Source organism: Streptomyces oryzae (assembly GCF_017676365.1).
Lineage (GTDB): Bacteria > Actinomycetota > Actinomycetes > Streptomycetales > Streptomycetaceae > Streptomyces > Streptomyces oryzae.
In genome coordinates this window covers 1-17,451 of sequence record NZ_JADKMA010000167.1, presented here as the reverse complement: position 1 = coordinate 17,451, position 17,451 = coordinate 1, and the positions used below count along the sequence as shown (strand labels likewise).

The following is a 17,451-nucleotide window of genomic DNA, read 5'->3' as shown; positions in this document are numbered from 1 at the left end:
CCTTGTGGGCGATCACAAGGGTGACGTCATGCCCCAATGAGCGGTGTTCGACGGAGTCGAACCCCGCATCGCGCATCCAGCCCTCACACTGCGCCAGTGTGTACCCCTTCCCATGCGGAGTCATCAGTTGAAGGTTGAGGCTGCGCAGCAAATTGCGCAGGTAGCTCTCCTCGTCGGGCACGATCACCGGGTCCCACACCAGGAAGGCACCACCGGGCCGCACTCCGGCGAAGGCGTTCTTCACCAGCTGGGCGCGCTGGTCGTCGTTCCAGTCGACCAGCGCGTGCCCCAGCATCAGGACATCGGCCTCGGGCAGCGGCCCGGCGAAGAAGTCGCCGCCGTGGAAGCCGAGCTTGCCGGTCATCCCCAGCGTCGCCATGTGCGCGTCGAAGTCGCCCTCCAGCTGCGGGAGGTCGAAGACCCGTGCGTCCAGGTGCGGATGGGCGGCCACCAGCCCTGCCAGTACGTTTCCCCGGCAGCCGCCGAGTTCCAGTACGGAGCCGTACGACGCCCAGTCGAAGACCTCCGTCAGCGCCGGGATCAGCGGCCGGCTGGCGTCCTCGGCCATGCCGACCAGCCCGTCCTTCTTCTCCTCGCTGTCGTAGAGCTGGTCGAACATGTCCTCGCCGGAGTACGTCGCCGCCTGCGGCTCCCCGGTCCGCAGCCCCTCGGCCAGCCGCTCCCATGCCGGGTACATCACCCGGTCGGCGAGCTGCAGGAAGCCGCTGAGCGAGGCCGGGTCGCCCGGCACCAACAGCTGGGCGGAGACCGGCGAGTTGGCCCAGGCCCCGTCCGCCGTCCGCTCCAGGAAGCCGAGTTCGTCCAGGGCCGCGAGGAAGTGGTCGCAGCCGCGCGGGTGCAGGCCAAGACGCTCCCGGAGCCGGTCCTCGGGCAGCGGGCCCTCGGCCAGCGCGGAGAAGAGCCCGAGCCGTACCCCTGCCAGCACCAGCTTCGCCGGCTGGAAGGCCATGGCCTGGCCGAGCACCTGTCCGGCGCGTGCCGTCACATCGTCAGCCACGGGGCCACCTCCGGGTCATGAGCCGGCCTTCGCACCGGCCGCGGCCGAGGCACGCGCCAGCACGTCGTCGAGCACCGCGTCCGGGTCCGCGACGGCCGAGGTGCCGTCGGCGGAGCGCCAGGAGACGAACGCGTCAGGCCGCACCAGCACGGCACCGCCCGCGCCGACCCCGTAGGCCGTCGCCCAGTCCCGGTCCTCGGGCCGCAACTCCTCGTCCGGGCCGACCGCGTGGGTGCGCAGCGGCACGCCCAGCCGCTCGGCGGCCTTGACGGCGGCCTTCGCCCAGGCGCCGCCCTCGGGGCCGTGCAGCAGCACGAAGTCGTCCCAGAACAGGTCGACGGTGGAGATCCGCTCCTCGCCCCCCTTGCCCGAACGGTTCAGCCACACGTGCGGGGCGCGGGTGCCGGGCTCACCGGTCAGCTCCAGATCGGGGGTGAGGACCTTGGAGCCCTCGGCGCCGACGATGGACGAGGAGCGGTAGCGGTAGCCGAGCGTGATGATCACGTCGTCCACGAAGTCCCGCCGGTCCTGCTCGGTGGCGTACCCGTGCCGGATCCGGTTGCGCACCAGCGCCTGTTCGGACATCGCGGTGCCCAGCGGGCGGCGCTCGGCGTCGTAGGTGTCCAGCAGCGCGTCGGTGCCCCAGCCGTCCTGGACGGCGGCCAGCTTCCAGGACAGGTTGTGCGCGTCGTGGATACCGGTGTTGGCGCCGAACCCGCCCGCCGGCGGGTGCACATGCGCTGCGTCGCCCGCCAGGAAGACCCGGCCGACGCGGAACGTCTCGGAGACCAGCTGGGCGCCCTGCCAGGGCACCTTGTCCATGATCTCGACGTCGATGTCCTTGCCCGCCGCGCGGCGGACGATCTCCACGCACCGCTCGTCGGTGTAGTCCTCGGGCTTCTCGCCCTTCTCCGGGTAGTAGATCGGCGCCGCCAGCCACGGGTCGCAGCCGTGCAGCCGGGACAGCCCCATCAGCGAGCCGCCGGCCGAGGCGTAGCACAGGATGAACTTGCGGTCCTTGAGCAGGGTTTCCAGCTCGGGAGCGCGGAAGTAGATGCTCAGCGCGTTGAAGACGGTGCCGCGGCCCACCCGCTCGACGCCCAGCGCCCGCCGGATGCGGCTGCCCGCGCCGTCGGCGCCCACCAGATAGTCGGCGCGGATGGTGATCCGGTTGCCCGTCGCGGCCTCCTCGGCGATGGCGGTGACGCCCTCGTCGTCCGCCTCGAAGGAGATCAGCCGGGTGTTGAAGCGTACGTCGGCGCCGTACTCCTTCGCCTTGGCGACCAGCACCTTCTCGTAGCGGTCCTGGCCGCAGCCCATCACCCGCTCCGGGCTGACGGTCGGACCGTCCAGGGACGGGGACTCCAGCAACTCGGCGTTGTCGATGTCGGAGAAGGTGTCGACCTTGATGATCCCGCCCTCGAAGTAGGCGTGCGAGTTGCCCTTCTCCAGCGCGCGGATGTCCTTCCCGAGCCCCGCGGCGCGGAACAGCTCCATCGTGCGGGCCTGCAGGCCGGGGGCGCGGGGGAGCATGGAGGTGCTGTCCCGCTTCTCCAGCAGCATCGTGCGGACGCCACGCCGGCCGCTGAACAGCGCGGTGGACAGTCCGACGGGACCACCGCCGACGATCAGCACCGGGATCTTCACGTCATACATGCATGTCCCCTCTGAACGGGCTGGGCTTGGCCGGTTTCGGCACCCCTGATGAGTAGCCACGGCCCCTTGAGGGCTGCTGGAGATACGGCGGGGGCCCGCGGCCCCGGCAGGTCCCCACCGCCGTTCGAGGGGCGCTCAACTTCGCGGTGTGACCCTCCCGGGGCGGCCCTGGCGCCAGGCCATGTGCCGTTTCGGAAGGAGTCCTGCGCATGACGCACACCAGCCTGGATGTCAGCACCCCGGCCGGAATCATCCGGCTGAGCAACGCGTTCTGCGACGCGAAGGCGCTGCTGACCGCCGTCGAACTGGGCCTGTTCACCACCCTCGACGAGAAGGGCCCCCGGACCCAGGAGGAGATCCGCAAGGAGCTGGGTCTGCACGGCCGCGGGCTGAGCGACTGGCTCAACCTGCTGGCGGCGCTGGGTCTGCTCACCCGCGAGGAGGGCGGCAGGTTCGGCAACGCCCAGGGCGCCGGCACCTACCTGGTGCGCGGCAAGCACACCTACGTCGGCGGCTTCCTGGAGCGCTCCAACCGCAACCTCTACCCCGCCTGGGGCAAGCTGTCCGAGGCGCTGCGCACCGGTCAGCAGCAGTCCGGCAGCGACTTCGAGGAAGTCACGAAGAATCCGCACATCCTGCGGCAGTTCGTCGGCATGATGGACGCCCTCACCCATGTCGTGGGCCCCGAGCTGGTGGAGAAGTTCGACTGGAGCGGCTACAGCTCCGTGCTGGACGTCGGCGGCGCCCGCGGCAATCTGTGCTCCATCATCGTCAAGGCCCAGCCGCACCTGGCAGGGCACGTCTTCGACCTGCCGCCGATGGAGCCGCTGTTCGACGAGAAGGTCGCCGAGTACGGGCTGACCGGCAAGGTCACCTTCCACGGCGGCAGCTTCTTCACCGACCCGCTGCCCAGCGCCGATGTCGTCAACCTCGGGCACGTGCTGCACGACTGGGACGAGAAGCAGCGCGGCGAACTGATCGCCAAGGCGTACCAGGCCGTCAACCCCGGCGGCGCGCTGCTGATCTACGACCGGATGCTGGACGACGAGCCCGACCACGTGGAGAACCTCGTCATCAGCCTGGACATGCTGCTGGTCACCGACGGCGGCTCCGAGTACCCCGTCTCCGAGGCCGTCGCGCACGCCGAGCGTGCCGGGTTCGCCTCCACCGAGGTCCTGCCGCTGAGCGACTACGACACGCTCGTCATCTGCCGCAAGGCCGGCTGAGCGGGCCGCGACGAAAGAGGAGTCCGTACCCCATGAGCGACCCCAAGACAGATGTCCAGCAGGTGCCGGTGCTCGTCGTCGGAGGCGCGGTGACCGGGCTGTCCACCGCGGTCTTCCTCGGCTGGCACGGCATCCGTTCGCTCGTCGTCGAACGCCACCCCGACACGCTCAGCCACCCGCGCTCCCGCGGCGTCAACCCGCGCACTGTGGAGCTGTACCGGCAGGTCGGGCTTGAGGAGGCCATCTGGTCCGAGGCGAGCCTGGCCACCGACTTCAGCAAGCTGCTGATGATCCGGGCCGAGACGCTGGCCGGGCCCGAGATGTTCAGCGGCCCCACCGACCAGCCCGACCCCACCGGCGGCGTCAGCCCGTGCGAGTGGGCACCGATCGACCAGGACCGGCTCGAACACCTGCTGCGCGGCCGCGCCGCCGAGCTGGGCGCCGAGCTGGCCTTCGGCACCGAACTGGTCTCCTTCGAGCAGTCCGACGGCGGTGAGGACGCCGGGGTCACCGCCGTCCTCCGCGACACCGCCAGCGGCCAGGAGCGCACCGTGCGCGCCGCCTACCTCGTCGCGGCCGACGGCAGCCGCAGCCCGATCCGCCAGGAGCTGGGCATCGTCGCGGACGGGCCCGGCGAGTTCGCCACCACCCTCTCGGTGCTCTTCGAGGCGGACCTGAGCCAGGCAGCGCGGGGCCGGGACGTCGGCGTCTGCTACCTCGACAAGCCCGCGCCGTCCACCATCCTGTTCGCGCACGACGGCAAACAGCGCTGGATCTTCGCCACCGCCATGCCCGAGGGCGAGACGCTGGAGACCATCACCGAGGACCAGGCGGTCGAGCTGGTGCGGGCCGCCATCGGCCAGCCCGACCTGGACGTACGCATCGTCCCGCAGCTGCCCGCCGGCGGCGCCAAGTGGCTGAGCTTCATCATCGGCGCACAGGTCGCCCGCGAGTACCGCAGGGGGCGGGTCTTCCTCGTCGGCGACGCGGCCCATCTGGTGCCGCCCACCGGCGGGTTCGGCGCCAGCCTCGGCATCCAGGACGCCAACAACCTCGCCTGGAAGCTGGCCGCCGTCCTGGACGGCGAGTCGGGACCCGAACTGCTGGACACCTACCAGACCGAGCGCCACCCGGTCGCCTGGATGACGCTCCAGCAGGCCCTCGGCATGATGCAGGAGCGCACCGGGCCCGACGGCGAAGGCGGAGAGGGCCCCGACCCCGCGGAGGCGTACAGCACCACCGTCTTCGGCTACCGCTACGGCGAGGGACCCCCGGTCCCGCCGCACGCCCTGCGCGGCGAGCCGGGCACCCGCGCTCCGCACCTGGAGCTGGAGCGCGCGGGCGAGCGGATCTCGGTGCTGGACCTGTACGGGCGCGCCCCCGTGCTGCTCACCGCTGAGGGCGGCCGCGCGTGGACCGACGCCGCCGCGGTCGTCACCGCCCAGACCGGTGTGCGGGTGGACGCCCACCAAGTGGGCGGTCCTGGCGCCACGCTGACGGCCGCCGACGGGCGGGGAGTTGCCGAGGCGTACGGCATCGGTGCCGACGGCGCGGTGCTCGTACGCCCCGACGGGTTCGTCGCCTGGCGCTCCGAGGGCGCAGCCGCCGACCCGGCGGCGACCCTGCAGGAGGCGGTGCGCACGCTGTACCCGCGCACCTGAGCTCTCCCAGCCGACGCCGGGCGCCCCCGCGGGGACGCCCGGCGTCGGCTTGCGTACGACGGGGCGGGTGTCACCCACTAGGGTGTGCGCGGCAGACCGATCTTCGTCGTACTCATGGGGGAACTCGCATGACCAGCACGCAGAAAGCGCACAGCAGCGACAAGGAAGCCGTACGTGCTCCGCGGCGGAAGCTCCGCTCCTCGACCGTCGTCCTCGGCAGCATGGGTGCCCTCGCGGTGGCGCTGTCCGGATACTCCTCGGAGCCCGACCGGCGGTGCGTGGACCCCGACAGCTACGACGCGGTGCGCGGCTACCGCATCCTGCCCCCGAGCCAGTGCGAGACCGGCGGCGGCACCGGGGCCACGGCAGGCACCGCGGCCTTCCCCGCCGCCGCGGCCCGTGCCGGGGGCCGGGACCAGAACTGGTACTACGGCGGCCACGAGGAGAAGGGCCGGGCCAAGGGCGGCACGTTCATCCACGGCGCGGCCGTCGAGCGGGCCGGCTTCGGCTGCGACGACGATGACGACGGCTACGGCAGCAGCAGCGGCGGGTACGGAGGCTGAGGCGGGAGCGGCCAAGGAGAGGAGAAGGCCCGCGTGGAACGCCACACCATCGCTCCCCGTACCGACTGGCAGCGGACCGTCGAGGAGCAGGGCTGCATCTATCCGCTGACGCGGTACCCGGACGGCTCGCTGCGCCCCTACTGGGACGAGAGCGCCTACTACTCCTTCACCCTTCCCGAGGTGGAAGCCCTCGAGGAGGTCGTGGAGGAACTGCACGGCATGTGCCTGCACGCCGCGGCGCACATCGTGGAGACGGGCCGGTTCGCGGATCTGGGCATCACCGGTCAGGCCCTGGTGGACCGGGTCGCGGAGAGCTGGCGGCGACGTGCCGAACTGCCCAGCCTCTACGGCAGGTTCGACCTGTGCTACGACGGGAGCGGCGGCCCGGCGAAGCTGCTGGAGTACAACGCGGACACCCCCACCTCGCTGGTGGAGGCGGCCTCCCCGCAGTGGTTCTGGATGGAGGAGCGCTTTCCCGGCGCCGACCAGTGGAACTCGCTGCACGAGCGGCTGGTCGAGGTGTGGAAGAAGCAGGCGGCACTGCTGCCGCCGGGCGCGCCCGTGCACTTCGTCCACTCGGCACGCGACGAGCTGGGCGAGGATCTGATGACCGTCGCCTACCTCCAGGAGACGGCCGAGCAGGCCGGTCTGGAGACCGTCGCGATACCGGTGGAGGAGATCGGCTGGGACCGGCTGTCGGGCCGGTTCGTCGACCAGCGGCTGAAGTTCATCCGCGCCTGCTTCAAGCTCTACCCCTGGGAGTGGCTGGCCTCCGACCGGTTCGGCCCGCACGTGCTGGAGACCCTGGACAACGGGGGCGGCACCGGGACCACGCTGTGGATCGAGCCGGCGTGGAAGATGCTGCTGTCCAACAAGGCGCTGCTGGCCATCCTGTGGGAGCTGTACCCGGACCACCCCAACCTGCTGCCCGCCTATCTGGACGGCCCGCGCGAGCTGGCGCGGACCACCGGCTGGGCGGCCAAGCCGCTGCTGGGCCGCGAGGGCGCCGGCGTCACCCTGCACGATCCTGGCGCCGAGCCGGCGGTACGGGACGAGCCGTGCTGCTACCAGGCCCTGTGCCCGCTGCCGGACTTCGACGGCAACCGCACGGTGCTCGGCACCTGGGTGGTGGACGGAGAGGCGGCGGGCCTGGGCATCCGCGAGTCCGCGGGCCCGGTCACGGACGAGTACGCGCGCTTCCTGCCGCACGTCATCCTCTAGGGCCGCACCGCGCGTAGGGCCGCTCAGCGCCCCGGCATACCCCAAGCGAAACGAAAACGTTTCGCTTGGGGTATGCTCGTCACTGTGAGCGGTACGAAACCGTTTCGTACTGTTGGGAGGTGACACAATGATGTCCGTGGCAACGACACGGCGCAGCAGGCTCACTCCCGAGCGCGAGGCGGAGCTCTATGAGGCCGTGCTCCAGCTGCTGCGCGAGGTGGGCTACGACGCGCTGACGATGGACGCCGTCGCCGCCGCCACGCGCTCCAGCAAAGCCACCCTCTACCGCCAGTGGGGCAGCAAGGCCGAGCTGGTCGCACGGGCGCTCAAGCACGGCAAGCCCGGGCCCGAGCCCGCAGCCGTGGACACCGGCTCGCTGCGCGGCGATCTGATGGAACTCATCGTGCGCGGCTTCGACGACAGCCGGATCGAGCAGGACGCCGCACTGATGCGGGGTGTCGGCCGCGCCGCACACGACAACCCCGACCTGCTCCGCGCCCTGCGGGAGGTGCTGATCGAGCCGGGCCTGGCCGATCTGCGCGTCCTGCTGGACCGCGCCGTGGAGCGGGGCGAGATCCGGGCGGACAACCCCGCGCTCGACTTCGTGCCGCACATGCTCATCGGGGCGCTGATCAGCGGTGAGCTGATCGAGGAGAAGCCGGTCACCCAGGCGTTCCTGGTCGGCTACTTCGACGCGGTCGTACTGCCCGCGCTCCGCGCCTGAGCGCCCCACACCTGAGCGCCCCACACCTGAGCGCCCCACACCTGAGCGCCCCACACCTCCCTCTCCTCTCTTCCGCGGCACCGGTGCGCCCACCGGCGTGCGCCGGCGCCCTTCGGCCTTTGTCCACCGTGACGTTCCCTCACCACGACTGGAGTGAGACCTCGTGGCCACATACCTGTACAAGCTGGGCCGGTTCGCCTTCCGGCGGCGCGGCCTGGTCGCCCTGCTGTGGGTGGTGCTGCTCGGCGTGGCCGGGGCGGCAGCCGCCAGTGCCCCGGCGGCGACCGCCACCTCGTTCTCGATCCCCGGTACGGAGGCGCAGAAGGCGTTCGACCTGCTGGAGGACCGCTTCCCCGGGACGAAGGCCGACGGCGCCACTGCCCGGGTCGTCTTCAAGGCCCCGGGCGGCGAGAAGATCACCGACCCGCAGAACAAGGCGGACATCCGCCGGGTCGTCACCGAACTGAAGTCCAGCTCGGACCAAGTGGCGCGGGTCGCCGACCCGTTCACCGCCAAGGCCGTCAGCAAGGACGGCTCGACCGCCTATGTGTCGGTCTCCTACGACGTCAGCTCGATGGAGCTGACCGACGACACCCGTACGGCGCTGGAGAAGACCGGCGAGAAGGCCAGGGACAGCGGGCTGACGGTGGAGACCGGCGGGGACGCGCTCACCGCCGTCCCCAAGACCGGGGCCGGCGAGGTGATCGGCGTCGGCGTCGCCGCCGTGGTGCTGGTCATCACCTTCGGCTCCCTCGTCGCCGCCGGACTGCCGCTGCTGACCGCGCTGATCGGGGTGGGCATCGGCGTCTCGGCCATCACCGCGCTCGCCAGTGTGCTGGATCTGGGCAGCACCACGTCCATCCTGGCCATGATGATCGGCCTGGCGGTCGGCATCGACTACGCGCTGTTCGTCCTCTCCCGCTACCGCGCCGAACTCGCCGAGGGACGCGCACGGGAGGAGGCCGCGGGCCGGGCTGTGGGCACGGCGGGCTCGGCCGTGGTCTTCGCCGGGCTGACCGTCATCATCGCGCTGGTCGGGCTGGCCGTCGTCAACATCCCGATGCTCACCAAGATGGGCGTCGCAGCGGCCGGAACCGTCGCGGTCGCCGTACTCGTCGCGCTCACCCTCGTCCCAGCGCTGATGGGCTTCGCGGGCAAGCGGGTGCTGGGCCGCAAGGCACGCAAGGCGCTGCCCGAAGACGCCACGGACAGTGGCGGCAAGGAGAACGCCGGGACCCGGTGGGCGCGGTTCGTGCAGCGGCGTCCCGTCGCGGTGCTGCTGGCGGGCGTGCTCGGCCTCGGCGTCATCGCCGTCCCCGCCACCTCGCTCGAACTGGGCCTGCCCGACGACGGTTCGCAGCCCACGAGCACCACCCAGCGCAAGGCGTACGACCTCCTGTCCGACGGGTTCGGGCCCGGGTTCAACGGACCGCTGATGGTCGCCGTCGACGCGCAGGGCAGCGACAACCCGCAGGCCGCCGTGGACCGCACCGTGCGGGAGATCTCCCGGCTGGACGGCATCACGGCCACCACGCCGCCGAAGTTCAACAAGGCGGGCGACACCGCCATGGTGACCGTCGTCCCGGACTCCAAGCCCTCCTCGGTACGGACCGAGGAGCTGGTGCACTCCATCCGGGACACCGGCGCCGATCTGCGCGCCGGCACCGGAGCCCACGTCCTGGTCACCGGCTCGACGGCGATGAACATCGACGTGTCGCAGAAGCTCAACGACGCGCTGTTGCCCTACCTCGCACTGGTGGTGGGTCTGGCGTTCCTGCTGCTGATGGTCGTCTTCCGCTCGGTGCTGGTGCCGTTGAAGGCCGCGCTCGGCTTCCTGCTGTCGGTTGTCGCGGCACTCGGCGCGGTGGTCGCGGTCTTCCAATGGGGCTGGCTCGGCGACCTGTTCGGGGTCGAGCAGACCGGGCCCGTGATGTCGATGATGCCCATCTTCATGGTGGGGGTGGTCTTCGGCCTCGCCATGGACTACGAGGTGTTCCTCGTGACCCGGATGCGCGAGGCGTACGTCCACGGGGAGTCGGCAGACGAAGCGGTTGTCACCGGCTTCCGGCACGGGGCACGGGTCGTCACGGCAGCGGCCGTGATCATGATCGCGGTCTTCGCGGGATTCATCGGCTCCAGCGAGGCCATGGTCAAAATGATCGGGTTCGGGCTGGCCGTCGCCGTCTTCTTCGACGCCTTCGTCGTACGGATGACCCTCGCGCCTGCCGTGCTCAGCCTGCTGGGCAGGCGCGCGTGGTCGCTGCCGCGATGGCTCGCGCGGGTGCTGCCGGATGTCGACATCGAGGGCGACAAATTGCGGGACCCCGGGCACGGGACGCCCGTGCCGGAGCAGTCCGTTGCCGAGTCCGCCCCCGCCGAGTCCGACAGCCGGGTGACCACTGGGCGGTGAGCCCTGCCCCTCCTCTTTTGCCGAGGAGGGGGGAGCCTTCAGTCGTCCTGCCGCTCGACCAGTGTCCCCAGCAGTTCGCAGAGTTGCTGCTGCTGGGGCTCGGTCAGCGGTGCGAGGGGTGAGTGCTCGTCCAGCCGGGTCAGTATCCGCTCCCGGTAGCGTCGGCCTTTGGCGGTCAGCGCGATGTGTTTGGCGCGCCGGTCCGTCGGATGCGGCCGGCGCTCGATCAGTCCCTGCTTCTCCAGCCGGTCGAGCACGAACGTCGCGTTGGACGGTTCGCAGACCATGCGGGCCGCCAGCCCCCGCGCGGTCATCCGCTCCGAGAGCTCCCGCAGGGCGACGACTTGGGTGGGGGTGAGCCCCATTGCGTCGGCGACGCCGCGTACGTGGGCGTCGAGCTGCTGCGTGAAACGGTGTATGAGGTTGCACACTTCGCGCTGTCTCAGCTCTGCTGCCTTTGCGGGGCGCCTTCGCTCCATGCCCACACCTTATGCCGGGGCCCTCTTTCCGTTTTCCGGTGAGGGGAGCGCCGCGGCCCGCACCCCTCCCTGGCCTGTGCTGCAGCAGTCGTGATAGTTATAGCTCGAATTATTGGAGCTGTAACTATCATGTGTGCAGGGGGGAGTTGTCATGGGAGCCGCACTGGAGGGCAAGGTCGCATTGGTGACCGGGGGATCGCGGGGGATCGGCGCGGCGACGGCCCGCGCCCTCGCGGACGAGGGCGCCGCGGTGGCGATCAGCTACGTCTCCTCCGCGAAGCGGGCCGAGGACGTGGTTGCCGGTCTGAAGCGGACCGGGCGGCAAGCCAGTGCGCACCGCGCCGATCAGGCCGACCCGCACCAGGTGACCGCACTGGTGGACGCGGTCGCCGCGCAGTACGGCAGGCTCGACGTACTGGTGAACAACGCGGCCCATTACGCGACCGGCCCGGTCGACGACCCCAAGGGCGACCTGGCGGCCGTCGACCGGCAGTTGGCCGCCAACGTCGGCGGCGTCGGCGCAGCCGTGCGGGCAGCGGCCCGGCATCTGGGCGAGGGCGGCCGGATCATCACCGTCGGCTCTCATCTCTCCAGCCGGGCAGGCTTCCCTGGCGTGGCCGACTACGCGGCGACGAAGGCCGCGGTCATCGGCTACAGCAAGGGAGCGGCGCGCGATCTGGCGCCGCGCGGTATCACCGTCAACGTGGTGCAGTCGGGGTCGGTCGCCACCGATATGAATCCGTCCGACGGGCCGTTCGCCGACGTGCAGCGGGCCGCCAACGCGATGGGCCGCTTCGGCAGGCCGGAGGAGATCGCGGCCGGCATCGTCTTCCTCGCGAGCCCCGCGGCCTCCTTCATCACCGGCACCGTGCTCACCATCGACGGCGGCTACCTGGCCTGAGGCCGCCGGCAGGCGAGGGAGGACACGCAAGGGTCCCGGCCACTGGCCGGGACCCTTGCGTGGTGGGCCGGTTCGCGCTCCGCGGGGAGGCGGTGGGGCGGGACCGGCCGGACGTCAGTCCTCCGTGACGCGGATGGACTTGGTGGGGCAGCCGCGGGCCGCGCGCCGGACCTCCTCGTGCAGCTCCCCGTCAGGGGTCTCGTCCAGGACGACGACGAGCCCGTCCTCGTCCTGGTCGAAGACGCCGGGCAGCCGGTACACGCACAGGCTGCTGACCGCGCAGGTCTCGGAGTTCGCCGTCACTCGGAGCATGTCACCACTCCACAGGGATCTCGGTGAAGCCCTCCATGAACCCGCCCAGCGCCCGCGGCAGTTCCTCAGCGGGTGCCGCGAGCCTGATGTCGGGGAAGCGGCGCAGCAGCGACTCGGTGGCCACCTGGAGCTCCATCCGGGCCAGTGCGGCGCCCACGCAGTAGTGGATGCCGGCGCCGAAGGTCATGTGGTGGTTCTCCTGGCGGCGGATGTCCAGCTCGAAGGGGTTGTCGAAGACCTCGGGGTCCATGTTGGCCCCCTCCTCCGACAGCAGCACGCTGGTGCCCTTCTTGATGACCGAGCCGTCGGAGAGCGGGATGTCCTCGACGGCGTACCGCATGGTGCCCACCGAGGAGCCCATGATCTGGGTGCGCAGCAGCTCCTCCACGGTGGAGGGCACCAGCGACCAGTCCTCCTGGATCTGCCGCACCAGCTCCGGGTGGTGCAGCAGTACGGCGGTTCCGGTGCCGATCTGGCTGGCGGTGGTCACATAGCCGGCGATCAGCAGCCCCTGGCACCAGAAGTGCAGCTCGTGGTCGTTGAGCCGGTTGTCCTCCTCGTCGCGGACCCGGATCAGCTCGCTGACCAGGTCGTCACCGGGCTTCTCGCGCTTGGCGTCGATCAGGTCGCCCAGGTACTTCCACAGGTTCTGCCGGCACTGCCCGACCTCCTCGGGCGGCAGCTTGGTGACGGACAGGAAGCCGTCCACATAGGCGCGGAACTGGTCGCGGTCCTCCGCCGGGACGCCCAGCAGCTTGCAGATCACCTTGATCGGCAGCGGGAACGCCAGCGCCTCGTTCAGCTCCACCGGCTGCGGCCCGGCCGCCATCTCGTCCAGCAGCTCGTCCGCGACCTGCTGCACATAAGGACGCAGCGCCTCGATGCGGCGCGCGGTGAACGCCTTGGTCACCAGGGAGCGCACCTGGGTGTGCTTGGGCGGGTCCGGGTCGATCTCCGGGTCCATGAACAGGTCGTTGTCCTTGGAGATCCGCGCGCAGTCGGGGCGCGCGATGTTCCGGGACAGACGCTTGTCGGCGAACAGGGCGCGCACGTCCTTGTAGCGGGTCACGAGCGTCGCCACGTCCCCGCTGGGCAGCGTCACCTCCATCGCGGAGCTGCCGTGCACATGCCGCAGCGCTTCGGGCACCTGCATGGGCGGGGTCCAGGCGAACGGATACCTGGGCGGGGTCTGAGTGCTCACGGTTGTCCCTTCGGGTCGGTCGGTGGTGAAGTGCCTGCTGCCGCGGCCGTCGTACGGGCCACACGCGTCATACGGGCCACACGCGTCATACGGGCCAATCGGGGCGGGTCCAGGACGACTCGGCGAACGCCCACTCGTGGCGGATGCCGGTGCGGAAGTGCTCGATCAGCCGGTCACGTTCGGGCGGTGAGGCCGTCTCGCCCAGCTCGTCGGCCAGCCCCATGAACGCCCGTACCGCATAGCCGTAGCCCTCGCCCGGGTGGTAGACCTCGATCCACTTGGCGTAGCGGGAGCCGGCCGAGTGGCGTTCCAGCAGATCGTTCGAGACCTGGAAGTTGAACCACACCATCGGCAGCAGCGCCCCGACTCCCGCGGCGAAGGAAGCGGCGCTGGAGGCGTTGAAGAACGCGCAGTGCGCATGGGTGACCGGGCCCGCCTGCGGCGCCTGGGTCGGCGGCTCGGGCAGGCCCATGCCGCCGGCGAGCTCCGCGTACTTCTCCCGCAGCCGGTCGCGGGCCTCGAGCGTGCCCGTGATCGAGCGGCCCAGCAGCGCCGTGTGCGCGTCCCGCTCGGCCGCCGCTGCCGTACGGGCCAGCGCCCTCGCGTACGCGGGCAGCAGCTGCCCGGTGTCCTGCTCGACGAAGTGCGCCAGGGACTCGCCCGGCAGGGAGCCGTCGCGCAGCCCCGACCAGAACGGGTGGGCCAGCACCTTCTCCAGCACCGGCGCGGCCAGCTCCTTGAGCTGATCACTCAGCTTCATCTCGCCCTCTCCGTTCGCTCTCACGGGCATCTCGTTCTCACGGGCATCTCGCTCTGACGGGCTCTCGCTCTCACAGGTCCAGCCGGACGCGGTAGTGGCGCAGCCAGGCGTCGAGCTGCAGGACCATCTCGACGTTGCGGCGCTCGCCCCACCCGTCCACCGCGATCGGCCGGTCCTCGGCGGCCAGCTCCGCGCAGGCGGGCCCGTCCAGCAGCGGCCGCACAGGGCTGGCCGGGTCGGCGACGACCGCGTTGAAGCGCCGCCGCAGCACCTGCCCGTAGTGCGGGTCCTGGGTGATGGGGAAGGGGCTCTTACGGCGCTGGGTGACCGACTCGGGCAGCAGATCGGCGACTGCCGAGCGCAGCACGCTCTTCTCCCGGCCGTCCGCCGTCTTCATCGCCCAGGGGATGTTGTAGACGTACTCCACCAGCCGGTGGTCGCAGTACGGCACCCGCAGCTCCAGCCCGACGGCCATGCTCAGCCGGTCGTCGCGGGAGAGCAGCAGCGGCAGCCAGCGCGTCAGATGCGCGTGCCCGACCCGCCGCATCACCCGCTCGGTTTCCGACTCGCCGGGCACGTCGGGCACTTCGGCGACCGTCTCCGACCAGCGCTGCGCCGAGTAGCCCGGCACGTCGATCTTGCGCAGCAGCGCCGGGTCCAGCAGCCCGGTGCTCATCCCGTGCGGCGCCACCCGCAGCCCCATCGTCACCCAGGGGAAGTTGGCGGTGTCCACCAGTGTCGGGTCGCGGAAGGACTGGTAGCCGCCGAAGAGTTCATCGGCGACCTCGCCCATCAGCGCCACAGTGGAGCGCTGCCGCACCGCGCGCAGCAGCAGATACAGCGAGCGGTCCATGTCGGGGATCGGCCGGGGCAGATCCTGGGCCCGCAGCGCCGCCGCGTCCACCACATCGTCGGCCAGATCGGCGGTACGCAGCACCACAGGCTCATGGTCGGTGCCCACATGCCGGGCGACCTCGGCCGCGTACGGCGCGTCCGGGTCCTCGTGCCAGAAGTCCTTGCGGAACCGCTCGGTGTGCCCCTCGAAGTCCACGGCGAAGGTACGCGGCCGCCCGGCACCCGCGCGGGCCGCGAACGCCGCCAGCGCGCTGGAGTCGACGCCGCCCGACAGCAGCGTGCACAGCGGCACATCGGCCACCAGATGAGCACCGACCGACTCCTGGAGCAGCCCCCGCACCGTCTCGACAGTGCGCTCAAGGGTGTCCGGGTGCTCGTGGTTGGGCAGCGACCAGTACCGCGACTCGCTCAGCACCGGACCCGAGGCGCCCTGTCGCAGCACCGCCGTGTGCCCGGCCGGCAGCTCCCGGATGCCCCGGTAGACGGCGTGCCCCGGAGTCGCGATGTAGGCCAGCAGCTCGGCCAGCCCCTCCGCGTCGACCACGCACTCCAGCGAGGGGTGTGCCAGCAGCGCCTTGGGCTCGGAGCCGAAGAGGAGACCGTGCGGCGTGCGCGCGTAGTACAGCGGCTTGATGCCCAGCCGGTCGCGGGCCAGCAGCAACTGCCTGCTGCGCGGGTCCCATACGGCGAACGCGAACATCCCGTCCAGCCGCTGCACGCACTCGGGGCCCCACTCCAGATAGGCACGCAGCACCACCTCGGTGTCCCCGGCGGTACGGAACCGGTGCCCGAGAGCGGCCAGTTGGGCCCGCACCTCGCGGTAGTTGTAGACCTCACCGTTGTGCACCAGCACCGCGAGGGTGCGCCCGTCGTGCTCGGCGGTCATCGGCTGTACGGAGTCGTCCACGTCGATGACGGCGAGCCTGCGGTGCCCCAGCGCGGCGTCCGCGTCCGTCCACACCGCCTCGTCGTCCGGGCCGCGGTTGGCGAGGGTGCCCGCCATCGCCCGTACGGTGCTGCCCTCCTCGCCCATCTCCCGCGCGAAGTCGACCCAGCCCGCTATGCCGCACATGCGGCCACCCGCCTCTCCAGCTCGCCGACCACCGCGGCGGGCGCCGGCTGCTCCAGCATCCCGTCCCGCAGCGTCCGCGCCGCCTCGCGCCGCCCGGCGCCGGCCTGCCGGTCCAGCAGCCCGGCCGCCTCCTTGCGCAGCCGCTCGGCGCTCGCCTCGTCCCGGGTGAGCACCTCACCGGCCCCGGCAGCCAGCACCCGCGCCGCGTGCCCGGCGTGGTCCGGCAACTGCGGTACGAGCAGCAGCGGCAGGCCCGCGCGCAGCGAGGTCAGCACGGTTCCGGCGCCGCCGTGCGCGACCACCAGATCGGCACTGCCGAGCAGCGTGTGCAGCGGTGCGTCGAACACCACCCGCACGTCGTCCCCGTCGGGCAGCCGGCCCAGCAGCGGACGCTGCGCCGCGGTCACCGCCAGCACCAGCTCCGTGCCCGGCAGCGCGGCCAGCGCCCGAGCGGCGTGCCCGGCGAGGAACAGCGCGGGATCGAGCCGCGCCATGGTGTGGCCCCAGGTGACGACGACCCTGCGGTGGCCGCTGCGCGGTGGCGGCAGCGGCGGATCGGGCGGCGTCCCCGGCCCGTTGAACGGCACGTACCCCATGGGCACCCGGGGGTGCTCCGCCGCCGGGACCTGGAGCCCCGGCGGGCACGGGTCGATGGTGAAGTCCCCGAACGGGTCGTAGCCCTCCGGGTCCACCCCCACCCGCTCGGCCAGCGGCGCCAGCGCGTCCGGCAGCAGCGCGCGTGCCCGCGCCATCAGATCGACGCCGTACAGCAGCCGTACGGCCGGGACTCCCGCGGCGGCAGCGGCCAGCGGGCCCGCCAGCGCGGTCGGCTCGGACACCACCACGTCGGCGCCCCACGTGCGGGCCGTCTCCGCCACGGAGTCGACCATCGAGTCGGCGTGCGCGGTGAACATCCGCAGCGCCCGCGGCCCCTTGCCGCCCCGCGGCGCGCGCTGGTCGCCCGTGGGGTCGTCCTCGCTGGGCAGCACATAGCCGCGCACCATGCCGACCCCGTCGACATCCTTGCCGACCGCGGCACCCGGCAGCCCGGTCCGCTCGATGAGGGGCAGCAGCTCCGGCTGGCTGACGACCAGCACCTCGTGCCCCGCACTGCGGCAGGCCCACGCCAGTGGCACGAGAGCGTACAGATGAGAGGGCCAGGCCCAGGTCGTGAACAGTACCCGCATCGCAGCCCCAAACCCTTCCGCCGCCAACATGACGAGGAAGACGGTGGCTCACCTGGCTAGGAGCCGGGTCGCCGTTCGCTAGAGCCTCGCGGCCCGCCCGGCGCCGCACGCTGTGGCCGGGGACGCCCTCGATTCCACCGGACCCTGTGCGCCGTGGCTGCTCGCCGTTGCGGCGGGATTTCCTGTGGGGGCTCCGCCCCCACGC

General features: G+C 71.6%; 15 protein-coding genes. 7 read left to right on the top strand and 8 right to left on the bottom strand.

The features are described 5' to 3' along the window. Together ITI46_RS26230 and ITI46_RS26225 are read right to left on the bottom strand one after the other, a co-directional pair. Positions 1-1,018, bottom strand: a 1,018-nt coding sequence (locus tag ITI46_RS26230) for a methyltransferase (protein ID WP_209242375.1), incomplete at its 3' end; no start/stop codon positions are given. A gap of 15 nt (positions 1,019-1,033) precedes the next feature. Then, positions 1,034-2,674 (bottom strand): FAD-dependent monooxygenase, encoded by a 1,641-nt coding sequence (locus ITI46_RS26225; protein WP_209242374.1) that lies wholly within the window; start codon positions 2,672-2,674, stop codon positions 1,034-1,036. A 209-nt stretch (positions 2,675-2,883) separates the two neighbouring features. On the opposite strand from ITI46_RS26225, the gene ITI46_RS26220 reads away from it, so the two are divergent. From ITI46_RS26220 to ITI46_RS26195, 6 genes are all read left to right on the top strand, one after another. After that, a complete protein-coding gene (locus ITI46_RS26220) occupies positions 2,884-3,900 on the top strand; it encodes a methyltransferase (protein WP_209242373.1) in 1,017 nt (338 codons plus the stop codon). A 32-nt stretch (positions 3,901-3,932) separates the two neighbouring features. Further along, positions 3,933-5,561, top strand: a complete 1,629-nt coding sequence (locus ITI46_RS26215) for an FAD-dependent monooxygenase (protein WP_209242372.1) — start codon at positions 3,933-3,935, stop codon at positions 5,559-5,561. Positions 5,562-5,689: 128 nt separating this feature from the next. Beyond that, the gene (locus ITI46_RS26210) at positions 5,690-6,124 is read left to right on the top strand and encodes a hypothetical protein (RefSeq protein WP_209242371.1); all 435 of its coding nucleotides are present in this window, start codon (positions 5,690-5,692) and stop codon (positions 6,122-6,124) included. Between the two features lie 33 nt (positions 6,125-6,157). Further along, positions 6,158-7,345 carry a glutathionylspermidine synthase family protein gene (locus tag ITI46_RS26205; protein ID WP_209242370.1) on the top strand — a complete coding sequence of 396 codons (1,188 nt, stop codon included), beginning with the start codon at positions 6,158-6,160 and terminating at the stop codon, positions 7,343-7,345. Positions 7,346-7,472: 127 nt separating this feature from the next. After that, the gene (locus tag ITI46_RS26200) at positions 7,473-8,069 is read left to right on the top strand and encodes a TetR/AcrR family transcriptional regulator (protein WP_209242369.1); all 597 of its coding nucleotides are present in this window, start codon (positions 7,473-7,475) and stop codon (positions 8,067-8,069) included. A 163-nt stretch (positions 8,070-8,232) separates the two neighbouring features. Next, complete coding sequence (locus ITI46_RS26195; protein WP_209242368.1) at positions 8,233-10,479, top strand: MMPL family transporter; 2,247 nt, start codon at positions 8,233-8,235, stop codon at positions 10,477-10,479. Between the two features lie 38 nt (positions 10,480-10,517). On the opposite strand, the gene ITI46_RS26190 is transcribed toward ITI46_RS26195, so the two are convergent. Beyond that, on the bottom strand, positions 10,518-10,958 hold the full coding sequence (locus ITI46_RS26190; protein ID WP_209242367.1) for a MarR family winged helix-turn-helix transcriptional regulator: 441 nt from the start codon (positions 10,956-10,958) through the stop codon (positions 10,518-10,520). A 151-nt stretch (positions 10,959-11,109) separates the two neighbouring features. Here ITI46_RS26190 and ITI46_RS26185 point away from each other — a divergent pair, with 151 nt between their 5' ends. Continuing rightward, positions 11,110-11,859 (top strand): SDR family NAD(P)-dependent oxidoreductase, encoded by a 750-nt coding sequence (locus ITI46_RS26185; protein ID WP_209242366.1) that lies wholly within the window; start codon positions 11,110-11,112, stop codon positions 11,857-11,859. Positions 11,860-11,973: 114 nt separating this feature from the next. On the opposite strand, the gene ITI46_RS26180 is transcribed toward ITI46_RS26185, so the two are convergent. The 5 genes from ITI46_RS26180 to ITI46_RS26160 form a co-directional block, all read right to left on the bottom strand. After that, positions 11,974-12,171: a ferredoxin gene (locus ITI46_RS26180; protein ID WP_209242365.1), complete on the bottom strand. Its 198-nt coding sequence runs from the start codon at positions 12,169-12,171 to the stop codon at positions 11,974-11,976. Between the two features lies 1 nt (position 12,172). Then, positions 12,173-13,372 (bottom strand): cytochrome P450, encoded by a 1,200-nt coding sequence (locus ITI46_RS26175; RefSeq protein WP_209242364.1) that lies wholly within the window; start codon positions 13,370-13,372, stop codon positions 12,173-12,175. An 85-nt stretch (positions 13,373-13,457) separates the two neighbouring features. Next, positions 13,458-14,156: a TenA family protein gene (locus ITI46_RS26170; protein WP_307808328.1), complete on the bottom strand. Its 699-nt coding sequence runs from the start codon at positions 14,154-14,156 to the stop codon at positions 13,458-13,460. 46 nt (positions 14,157-14,202) lie between these two features. Further along, on the bottom strand, positions 14,203-16,059 hold the full coding sequence (asnB, locus tag ITI46_RS26165; protein WP_209242363.1) for an asparagine synthase (glutamine-hydrolyzing): 1,857 nt from the start codon (positions 16,057-16,059) through the stop codon (positions 14,203-14,205). After that, positions 16,047-17,246 (bottom strand): nucleotide disphospho-sugar-binding domain-containing protein, encoded by a 1,200-nt coding sequence (locus ITI46_RS26160; protein WP_209242362.1) that lies wholly within the window; start codon positions 17,244-17,246, stop codon positions 16,047-16,049. Before ITI46_RS26160 ends, asnB begins: the two co-directional genes overlap by 13 nt. Between the last annotated feature and the right edge of the window lie 205 nt (positions 17,247-17,451).